Here is a 10,336-nt window from a genome sequence, read left to right on the forward strand (position 1 = left end):
ATACACCTCTACATTCCGAGTATCTTCTTAAACTCTTTTACAAATTCATCAAGTGTTTCTACGCAACCTCTTACATTTCCATCCTGCTTAAAACTATCCTGATCAGTATCTACAACCTCAAGCGCTTGACAAGCCTTAATTAACTGTTGCAATGGTTTTGCAGCATTAGCATGGTTATTTAAACTATCTAAGCTACGTGTAAAGTTCTCTTCAAAATCATCTTCTACCTGTGCCTTCCATTGCTTATCCCTTGCCTTTAATGCCCTTCCCAAATCTGGCGGATTTGTTGCAATCACGTCATCTACGGAATCTTCCTGAATATCTTCTACAATTTCAAAATGCTTATCTCTAAAAGGTTCCCATACTTCTTTTTTTGCAAAAAAACTACTTGCTGGCTTTTTTGCAGATGGTACATTTATGATATTTCTAAACAATGTCTGTTCAAAACCTTCTCTAATATAATCAAATGCAATCAGTTTCAAATCTGAAACATCTGCATCTGGGTCATAATCCCACATTGATGGTACTCCAGCTTTATATCTCTTAAGAGCACTGTCTAATTTTTGGAATGAATCCTCATTCTTTTCAAGCTGAGTATACATACCGGTATAACCAAATTCATCCAGATACTCTTCCATAAGTTTTAGTACAGATAAGTACATATTTACATTACTCTTTGTGTCATCCATCATTCTTGCAATATCTTCTTCATGGAATCCTTCGCTCTTTAAATCTGCACACTTCAAATATTTTTCAATTGGGTTATAATCAACCTTTGCATCTTCACCCATCTGGTATGTAGTTTCCAATGCCAAGATTTCTTTTCTATCTGCGTCTTCTGGAAGAATAATTGCAACAAAGTACTGACAATGCCCTTTCTCATTAAAAGGAATGGTGTCATCAGCCATAATATTATTCAAAAGACTAGCGCGTCTGTTTCCATCTATAATAATACCATCAGCGGTTACAATACCATGCTTTTCCTGGTGTTCCTTTAGCAATCTTTCTTTTGTTTTCTTGTTAGCATCCGGCTTTGATTCCCACAAGAACTTCTCAATTAAAAGTTTGTCAGCAGGGTCTTCCGGGTCAATCTGATGGTTCTGTCTTTCGTAAGATTTTACAACACTTCCAATTCTTCCATTATATGGATTATACACTAAGTACTCCAATGGAATTTCATAAGCAGGGAAGGTTCTTCTCTGACCATGATACATGATAGGAATACCTGTACGAACCGCTTTTTCCGGGTGGTCTGTAAACTCTTTTAACTTTGCTTTTCTTTCTTCTGCATTCATATTCTAATCCTCCTGCTTATTTATTTACATAATCTGCGATGATATCTTCCAACAGATTAATATTATTAAAGTTAATAACATAATCTGAACAACGATGAATCTCGCGCATATCTGCCTGTCTTCCAATCCAACCGGCACCGTCTAAGAAGTTTATAAAAATAATATTATTTCCCGCAGCTTTTTCTTTTTTAAGTATCTCTTCAGTTTTTCTGGCCACATTCTTCTTATCTCCCTGTGCACTTGAAGTTGTAACACTGTAAGATACATCGATTATAATTTTAGGGTCTATTTCCGTTTCCAATACAAAGCTCACTGCCCTATCCAACATAGGAACTCTTACATTTGGTTTATAATCCAATCCATATTTATTGGCAAGTGTTTTGATTTTATCTTCAATATCTTTCAATATTAAGTCACCAATATTATTACTATATTTACCTTCAAGACCTCTTTTCACAAACAGCCTTATTGAGTCCTTATTTGTAAGCTTGTTAAGTGTTGCTTCATTAATTCCCATATTATCCAAATAGAAAAATGGAATCTTAGCTTTCAATTTCTCATCATTTCTTCCGTCCCACAACAAATTAAGTACACTTTCCATCATTGCCGGACTTTCCATCATTGCAGACCTAATTTTACCAAGCCCCCACTCTGTTGAAAAAACAAATCCCCTGTCTTTACGAATCATAGATACCATTCGCTTAAATCGTTCTGTAGATATCTCCATTAGGCTTGTCAAATTATCCAATGCATCCTTATGCTCAATGATATATGCTTTTAATCCCTCTTTCGTGTCTATTGAATGTAACTCGGCAGCAAGTTCATCCACTTTCTTTTGAACTTCCTGTTCCATCTCTTCCTCATAGTCCTCATTCACATAAAACATCGTTGTTGAATTAAAAAGTTCTTCAAACTCTATTTTTCTACCTGGCATATGGCACCTCCTGAGTCTATTTTTCTATCTTACAGAAAGTCTATCACACATTTTAACGATTGGCAATCCCTTTTTTACACTTTTTTGCGAAATTTTGCGAGTACCCAATTTCACTTCTTCCAGAATTATCAACATGGTATGTACGCTTTTTTGCGTACTTTTGCCAATTCCTCATCTTTCTATAATGGAGCCCATTCTACATAACTTCAGAATTTCTAAAGAGTTCGTTGATATATATCTGCTTTAGATTTAATGTTGTACTCACACAAAAAAAGAAAGGCAGGTATTTTTATGCAACAAGAAAACTCTAACATTTTAACAAGGTACAAAGAACTATCTCTACAACGCAATATGCTAAAATCCATGCTCGTACGTCTGTATGAACTTACGGAGGACGATGTAATCTTATCCATGAACTTTGAAAAACTCCATGCCGACACAGAATCCCACAGATGCGTCCCAACAAATCAAACACAGCATATTGCCATCACTTACCACGAAGAATATCGCAAACGATACGAATCCGAATTCCGCGAATGCTATGAGAAATTAATCCAAATTGATAAAGAACTATTAGTAATTGAAGCCGCCATCAGGCAACTCCCCGAACACTATCAGAGATTTATTCAACTCATCATAATCGAAGAGGAAACTTGGCAAACAACAGCAGAAATTCTTTCCGTGTCTACTAGTGGTCTCTCTAAATGGAAGAAAAATTCCATAAAGCTTATAGAAAAATACTGTGCATCTATTAATAATTGATGTATTATAATAAAGAAGCAGAGACACTACCTTTCCCCCAATCCCACAATTCTGTGGAAGTACCACTCAATGAGTGTAGGGAGAGGCAAGCCTCTGCTTCCTTTTATAGTTCTACTGCTTTTCCTATAATTTCATCTGCCTTTGTGATTAGTATCGCACCGCCCCGGCACTCAACATTGATGGGAGTTCCGATATCAAAATCGAAATCCTTAAGCCAGTCTCCTTGCAGCTTTATTTGAGGGATTGATTTATAATTTCTCCCACTTGCCTCATATACCTTTAAATTTCTATGTTCTTTATATGCCATTCTTTTCTACCTCCTTATGTTTCAAAACGTAATCATCGTGCAACTTAATATTGGCCACAGCATTCTTAACCGTACAAGTATTCCTATGTTCATGGTACCAATCAGTATTTGCTGTGTGTTTATGGTAAAGAACCACAGGCTTGTCCCTATCATAAGTCTTTTTGAATATCATCCAACAATGACCTGTATTCTTCGACTGTAACTCAATAAATTTCTCTTCTTCCCGGATGATGGTAAAATACCCACCTCCGAGTAATTTTTTCTCACTTTTCGTAAACAATAAGCAAGTCCTCCTTATGTGTATTTTGTTTAATGGATACTCGTGCCGAGTGGCACTTTGATGCAGATAAACTCTGCTTTGAAATGTTATAACGATTAAATACCTATTAACGATAAATCATTTTATATCGTTAAGGGGTTTCAAATAGATAACTTGAAAATTGCCCTGTGTGGCGTAATCAGAAGTTAAATAGGGATAATTCCACCTGCGCACCCGCGAAAAAGCCTTATTTCAAGCCTTTCTAACCGTTGAATTGTATCAATCTCGTTGTAGTGTCGTTTCCATAGCCACAGGAAATCCAAGCACGCTTCCCAGTATAATAGGTAAGAAATTCATGTGTAGAGGAATATTTGGAACCATGATGAGCTATTTTTATCATTTCATATGTTTTCTGGCTTTCTCCATTAAGCTGTTGAATCAACTCCGATTCTCCTCCACTTTCCAAATCTCCTAGTAGCAACGCATCAAATTTTCCATAAGATACGTCCAGTACAATAGAGGTATCATTTCTTGAATCTGACTTATACTCTTCATATGGATGGCGACAAAGAAGCGTTACTCCCCCTGCTCGAATTATATTTCCTTTTTCCAAATAACGCAGTGTGATTCCTTTCTTTTTCGCTAACATTACTATCTCCCGATAACGGTCATCGATTATACATTTCTTTGGTAAGACCAAATTTGCGATCCAGATTGTCCCGTCATATTGCATTCCTGCATGAAAAGAATCCTTCTTTTTTCTACTTGCCTCTGACTGGTCTGGCATTTGTTCCATCAGTTCTTCAATTCCATTAATATGATCCTCATCCATATGGGTTAGAATCACATAGGAAAGATTAGCCACTCTCTTTGCCTTAAGAAATGGCTTAATCCGATACGTTCCAACGTTTTTCACATCACTGCTTCCTCCATCTACAAGGATCGCATCTGCTGTTGGTAGTTGTATAAAGATACTATCTCCTTGGGATACATCCAACATGGTCATGGTTAACCGTGTATCAGGAAATCGAACGAGAAGAATCCACACCAATGAAAGCAGATATAATACTTGATGCTTTTGTTTTTTCACACTATACCAAACAAGTAGAATGACCAAAGAACTATATAACAAAACTTGCACACTAGTTGGTCTCCCTGTCAAGATTAAATGATAGGGTAACTTAGAAAATAGATGACATAATGTTTCATAGAATAGCAGAATTGCTCGAATAATAGATCCAAGTATTTTGGCAAATCCAATCCACCATACTCCCACAATACCTGCAAGTAAGCCAATAATTAAAAGAACAGACGATAACGGTATGATCAATAGATTAAGCAATGTACTATACAAGGGAATCTCTCCATATGAATAGGCTAAGATTGGCATTATTCCTGCACTGATTAGCAAACTAGACAAAAGCGCTTTTCGGTGATTGGATTCCTTTAGCTTGGATCTTTTATAGTTCCAGTTATCAAGGGAAAGAAGTCCCTCTTTGTAGATTTTCTGTAGTTTAGGATTTGTAATATTTTTGGGTGACAACTTCTTATAAAACCTGTCACGAGTCTTGTCACCTAACATGGCAATATACACTACGAAGGGACTCCATTCTAGACCATGACTTTCCTTTTTCCTTTTCCTTTTCCTTTCCCTCTCTATTTTCTTTTCCTTTTCTTCTCTTTTTTTCTTATATTGTTGCAATACACTACGTCGAATTCGCTCGTCTACTTCCCCATAAATAGCTAACACCAATACTGCCATAAAGGAAAGTTGAAATCCTGCATTATACAATTGCATCGGGTTTTGTAATAGGATGATACCTCCACTTAGAGAAATAGCAGACAACATATCATAGGTTCGTCCTATGAGCAAGGCAAATAAAGATACCAGAAGCATGACAATGGCACGATTCGTGGATACACTAAAGTCTGTCATAATCCCATAACTAAGGATAAATACAGTAACAAGAATAACGTTTCCCACAAGAGGGAATCGTAATCTTTTCCCTAATCGAAATAGTAACAAACCAAGAAAACTAATATGAAGGCCCGATATGGCTAGAATATGAGAAATTCCATTTTCCTGATATAGTTCTTTCATCTCCTGGGTTAGTTCCTGTTTTTCTCCAAGAAGCATAGCTTGCATAATTCCTGCTTCTTTGGATGGTAGAATTTCAGCAAATACGTTACAAAGTCTCTGCCGGACTTTTTTGAGAACTTGCGCATACATGGATGTCTTACCATCAAGAAGTTCCATTGTCTCTGCATACATTTGATAACGTATATTGAGGGAGGAATAATAGGTTGCAGAATCAAATTGACCTTCATTGGTTGCTTTCGTAATCTGCGATACCGTTCCTGTAAATCGTACACGATTTCCGATTTGATACGACGCATGATATTCCCCATATGCAATTATTTTTTGTGTAATGGATATTTTATGATCCCGATTGGGATATAGATTGACCTGCTTCAATTCATAACAGGTAGAATTTGTTTTTTTTGTGATCCGATTGACCGTTCCCTCAACCATTGCCGTACAGCTTTTTTCACAGTAGGCATCAAAAGGAGTTGGTCTGCTAACTGCCTGCATTCTTCCATAGCCAATTAGTATAATGATCGGTAATAAAATTAAAAATCGATCTTCCTTATTGATTCTTTTCGTTATTTGACTGGATTGATTTACACGATATGTGCTATAAACATAGAGAATACTTAGAAATGATAAGATAATGAAAAGAATGCTGCCTACCGTTACCCACGATTTTGGGTAAAGCAGGCAGCCTAGCATGTAAGAAAGGGCGATCCATAACAAGGGACGCTTGATCAATACATACCTCCTATTTTATTGGGTTGTTTCCACAACATCCAGATTCCGTTCAAACATTCCATCGAATGCTGTACTTTCTCCATATGTCTTTGTCAATTCCCCATTGATCTTAAATTGCACTTTATTTATTGTTGGCATCTCTACTAAAGAATTCACAACCGAATATATGGCAACTTCATCTGTGATACCATTAATCTTTTCTAGGAATTTTTCATTAAAGTCCACGTAGCAGATTCCTTCTTTCACTGTTGCCTTTACTAATTTGGTACCTTCTGGTATGGTTGGATACTTGATATCACTTAATGGTCCACTAATCAATTGTTCCACAATCAACTGTTCCATCGGTATCGTACCATTATAACTTACTACAACATTGGACTCCACTAATTTGTTCCCAGACTTATTGGCAAAAAATAAGGATATCTTTGCATTTTGTTTGTATTTTGTTTCACCACCAGTATTATCGATAAAGTTTTCATCGGTCATCATGCTAATTGGTTTTTCATTCTTATCTCGTAGTGGCTGACCAGCTACATAGAACTCGACATAATCCACACCATCAATCTGGCAAAAACTCTTTACAATTGCTGCTCTAGTTAATACTTCAGCAATTCCTTCCATATCATAATAACCAGTCTCAAAATTAAGGATCAGTTGTCCTCCACCATTGTAAGTATAATCCTTTAAAACGACCGTATCTGGTTTCGCCTTTCGATAGGAATAATTCTTTGGCTCCTGATCCAGTGCTTTTACGAACTCTGCTATCAAATCTTCAGTCGTGTTTGCTTCTGGTTCATATGCTTCTTGAACGACTTTCGTTTCATCTTTATCAATATAATAAAGGTAATAATCCGATTCCTTTGTATTATTTGATTTACCTGCGCTACAGCCTGCAAGCAATCCTGCAAGGGACAGGATGAGTAGCGCGACTAACCGTCTTTTTCCCATATCTGTCCTCCTTATGCAATATAACTGAGTGGGATACGAACGGTAAATGTTGTCCCCTCATTGATTTTACTATATACTTTTATAGCTCCTCGATGCATCAAAACAGCATTTCTTGCAATGGATAATCCTAGTCCAGTGCCCCCCGTTTCTCTCGATCTTGCCTTATCCACACGATAGAAACGTTCAAAGATAAAGTCCTGGGCATCCTCAGGTATACCTACACCAGAATCTGCAACTTTAATGTAGAAGAATTTGTGATCTGCATTCAAAGAAACACGAACCCATCCTTCATCTACGTTGTATTTAATTGCATTTTCAATCAGATTAGAGATTGCTAGTGACAATTTTACTTCATCCACCTCTGCTACAACTGGACGATAACTTTCCAATACTACTTCAATATTTCGTTTTGCAGCAATTGGCCGTAATCGCTTCATTAATTGTTCCAGAAGTTCATTAATACTGATGCTTGTAATGTTCATCTCACCAGCTGTCTTATCCATCTTTACCAAAGAAAGCAGATCATTGATAATCTTGTTCTCTCTCTCAATCTCTTCCGTTATGTCCACCATAAACTCTCGATACATCTCTACTGGTGCATCTTCTTGCATTATGAGGGAATCTGCTAAAACCTTAATAGAAGTGATTGGAGTCTTTAACTCATGAGACACATTCGATACGAATTCTTGTCTGGATTTCTCCAACTTTTGCATTCGAGCAATCATATGATTAAAGGATTCGGAGATATCCTTCATCTCCGTATATCCCGATACTGCTAACTTCTCATCCAGATATCCTTCTGTCATTCGGTCAAGGGAATTCGTAACCTTCTTAAATGGCTTCGTTGCATAGATTGCATAAATAATAGAAAACATGACCACTGCAATGACCAATGCAATCGTTAATACAATCGCCTTATTCTCAACTATTTTCTTAATATCAATAATATTTTTTGTAGAGAAACTCATTACGATTACACCAATTACTTCCTTCGTTTCTAGATGGGTAATTGGAATGGTAATCTCAACAAACTGTTGACCAGGTTCCACATACGTACTATTCGTTCCCCGGAAACATTTGATTACTTCTTCTGATATGATGGTCTTGCCTTCTTCGAGACCATACGTATCTTTTACAATATGCAATCCACTATCTACAACAACGATACGACCATCATAGATTTCTGCAACCTGATCGATTTCCGTATCTACTTCTTTTGAATTGGAATTGCTACTAAAATATCCTGTGGATACCAATAGATTTGCAATCATATTGCCATGATACTTTAATTCCGATACACGCTGGTTATGCGCTTGCTGATTATATGTGGAAATCATGACAACTGAAAAGATTATCATTGGTATACTACCGATAAGGATAAGCACAGCAAAGAGCTGTGCTTTCATACTTCCTAATAATTTATTCGTTTTAACCTTGGAAAAAATAACCAACACCCCATTTTGTATGTATATATTTAGGTTCGCTTGGATTATCTTCTATTTTTTCGCGTAGTCTACGGATGTGTACATCTACTGTTCTTGCATCTCCTGGATAATCGTATCCCCACACCGTGTTAAGAAGGTTTTCACGGCTATATACTTTATTTGGATTAAAGATCAATAACTCTAATAAATCAAATTCTTTTGCAGTCAGATTTACTTCTTTGCTATGAATGTAAACACGTCTGCTTTCGCAATCAATCTTTAGTTCACCAAATGTAGCAATCTTTTCTGACTCATGATTTGCTTCCTTCTTAGAGCTTCTTCTCATGATTGCTTTAATTCTTGCTTTTACTTCTAGTATATTGAATGGTTTTGTAATATAATCATCTGCTCCATATTCTAAACCTAGAATCTTATCCATATCATCACCCTTAGCGGTCAACATGATGATTGGCATATCTGAAAATTCTCGAATTTGCTGACATACTTCAAAACCTGTTAACTTTGGTAACATTACATCCAATAGTATGACATCGTATTCTTTGTGCTTTGCCATAGTAATGGCCTCTTCACCATCGTATGCACAATCTACTTCCATACCATCTTGTTCTAAACTAAACCGGATACCTTTAACAATTAATTTCTCATCATCCACTACCAATACTTTTTTGCTCACACCATTCACCTCAATCTGTTGTTATTAAATCGCAGATTTTATTATAGACTCCATCTTTGATTCCTGAAATTTTCTTTATTTCTTCAATTGTTGCAAACTCACCATGCTCATTCCGATAGGCAATGATCATATCTGCCTTTGCTTCACCAATACCAGGTAGAGTCATTAACTCATCTCTTGTAGCTTGGTTAATATTAACCAATTGTTTATTCCCTAAGTGGTTTTCACTGTATCCAGTTTCTTTTTGTAACTGTAAGGAAGAATCCTTCATCTCCTCTTTCGATGGTACATAAATCTGTTGTTCATCTTTTACCATCTCCGCTTGATTAACGGCTTCCCCTGCTGCCTTCTTTGTTAAGCCACCTGCTGCCTCAATTGCTTCATTCACTCTTGCTCCCTGGGCAAGGGTATAGACACCTGGTTTTTTAACTTGTCCACATACATGGACTGCAATACAATATTGCTCTTCTGAATCCTGTTTCTCAAAATTCTTGTTTTCAGAGCCCTGTTCTTCCACGGAATACCCTTCTTCCATAGAAGTTTCTAGCTCACTGTCCTGCTCATTGCTGTCATGTGCTTCTTTTTCACTCTCTTCTTTTCCATCTGTTATTATAATGTCAGAAGCGCCGGCATTATAAAATACCTTATAACAGATGATGCATATTACTCCAATAAGAACGATCCCTATCACACCGTTTACGATTTGCTTTTTGTTCATATCGTCTCCTTGTGATCAGCCACCCAATGGGTGTTATTCGTTCCTGCTTGCTCTAGAACTTCGTTCTTTCGCTAACTTATCGGGTGAAATCAAATGCTCACTTCGTTCGCGCTTGATTTCCTTCCGATATCCAGCAACGCTTCGCGTTCCTGCTTGCTCTAGAAC

Annotated in this window: 10 protein-coding genes; 1 reads left to right on the forward strand and 9 read right to left on the reverse strand. The window is 36.9% G+C overall.

The window, feature by feature from the left end:
* Positions 1–8: 8 nt before the first annotated feature.
* Entirely contained in the window at positions 9–1,295 is a 1,287-nt protein-coding gene (locus HBB17_RS16205) for a hypothetical protein (protein WP_167958550.1), read from the reverse strand.
* Positions 1,296–1,311: 16 nt separating this feature from the next.
* Positions 1,312–2,229: a DpnII family type II restriction endonuclease gene (locus tag HBB17_RS16210; protein WP_167958551.1), complete on the reverse strand. Its 918-nt coding sequence runs from the start codon at positions 2,227–2,229 to the stop codon at positions 1,312–1,314.
* A gap of 291 nt (positions 2,230–2,520) precedes the next feature.
* On the opposite strand from HBB17_RS16210, the gene HBB17_RS16215 reads away from it, so the two are divergent.
* Entirely contained in the window at positions 2,521–2,991 is a 471-nt protein-coding gene (locus HBB17_RS16215; RefSeq protein WP_167958552.1) for a sigma-70 family RNA polymerase sigma factor, read from the forward strand.
* Positions 2,992–3,094: 103 nt separating this feature from the next.
* Here the strand turns inward: HBB17_RS16215 and HBB17_RS16220 are convergent, their stop codons facing one another.
* From HBB17_RS16220 to HBB17_RS16250, 7 genes are all read right to left on the reverse strand, one after another.
* Complete coding sequence (locus HBB17_RS16220) at positions 3,095–3,298, reverse strand: SymE family type I addiction module toxin (protein WP_167958553.1); 204 nt, start codon at positions 3,296–3,298, stop codon at positions 3,095–3,097.
* Positions 3,288–3,578: a hypothetical protein gene (locus HBB17_RS16225; protein ID WP_167958554.1), complete on the reverse strand. Its 291-nt coding sequence runs from the start codon at positions 3,576–3,578 to the stop codon at positions 3,288–3,290. The genes HBB17_RS16220 and HBB17_RS16225 overlap by 11 nt, the downstream gene beginning before the upstream one ends.
* Before the next feature lie 241 nt (positions 3,579–3,819).
* The gene (locus HBB17_RS16230) at positions 3,820–6,387 is read right to left on the reverse strand and encodes a ComEC/Rec2 family competence protein (protein WP_167958555.1); all 2,568 of its coding nucleotides are present in this window, start codon (positions 6,385–6,387) and stop codon (positions 3,820–3,822) included.
* A 15-nt stretch (positions 6,388–6,402) separates the two neighbouring features.
* Positions 6,403–7,335 carry a GerMN domain-containing protein gene (locus tag HBB17_RS16235; RefSeq protein WP_167958556.1) on the reverse strand — a complete coding sequence of 311 codons (933 nt, stop codon included), beginning with the start codon at positions 7,333–7,335 and terminating at the stop codon, positions 6,403–6,405.
* 11 nt (positions 7,336–7,346) lie between these two features.
* The gene (locus HBB17_RS16240; RefSeq protein ID WP_167958557.1) at positions 7,347–8,741 is read right to left on the reverse strand and encodes a sensor histidine kinase; all 1,395 of its coding nucleotides are present in this window, start codon (positions 8,739–8,741) and stop codon (positions 7,347–7,349) included.
* A 22-nt stretch (positions 8,742–8,763) separates the two neighbouring features.
* On the reverse strand, positions 8,764–9,453 hold the full coding sequence (locus HBB17_RS16245; RefSeq protein WP_167958558.1) for a response regulator transcription factor: 690 nt from the start codon (positions 9,451–9,453) through the stop codon (positions 8,764–8,766).
* Between the two features lie 10 nt (positions 9,454–9,463).
* Positions 9,464–10,171, reverse strand: coding sequence for a helix-hairpin-helix domain-containing protein (locus HBB17_RS16250; protein WP_167958559.1), 708 nt, complete (start codon positions 10,169–10,171; stop codon positions 9,464–9,466).
* Positions 10,172–10,336: the final 165 nt, after the last annotated feature.

Source organism: Anaerosporobacter faecicola (genome assembly GCF_012070565.1).
Classification (GTDB): Bacteria; Bacillota; Clostridia; order Lachnospirales; family Lachnospiraceae; genus Anaerosporobacter; species Anaerosporobacter faecicola.

Bases quoted from the DNA above. Each gene is read 5' to 3' on its own strand.
- HBB17_RS16205 (WP_167958550.1), bottom strand. From the start codon at position 1,295: ATGAATGCAGAAGAAAGAAAAGCAAAGTTAAAAGAGTTTACAGACCAC.
- HBB17_RS16210 (WP_167958551.1), bottom strand. From the start codon at position 2,229: ATGCCAGGTAGAAAAATAGAGTTTGAAGAACTTTTTAATTCAACAACG.
- HBB17_RS16215 (WP_167958552.1), top strand. From the start codon at position 2,521: ATGCAACAAGAAAACTCTAACATTTTAACAAGGTACAAAGAACTATCT.
- HBB17_RS16220 (WP_167958553.1), bottom strand. From the start codon at position 3,298: ATGGCATATAAAGAACATAGAAATTTAAAGGTATATGAGGCAAGTGGG.
- HBB17_RS16235 (WP_167958556.1), bottom strand. From the start codon at position 7,335: ATGGGAAAAAGACGGTTAGTCGCGCTACTCATCCTGTCCCTTGCAGGA.
- HBB17_RS16240 (WP_167958557.1), bottom strand. From the start codon at position 8,741: ATGAAAGCACAGCTCTTTGCTGTGCTTATCCTTATCGGTAGTATACCA.
- HBB17_RS16250 (WP_167958559.1), bottom strand. From the start codon at position 10,171: ATGAACAAAAAGCAAATCGTAAACGGTGTGATAGGGATCGTTCTTATT.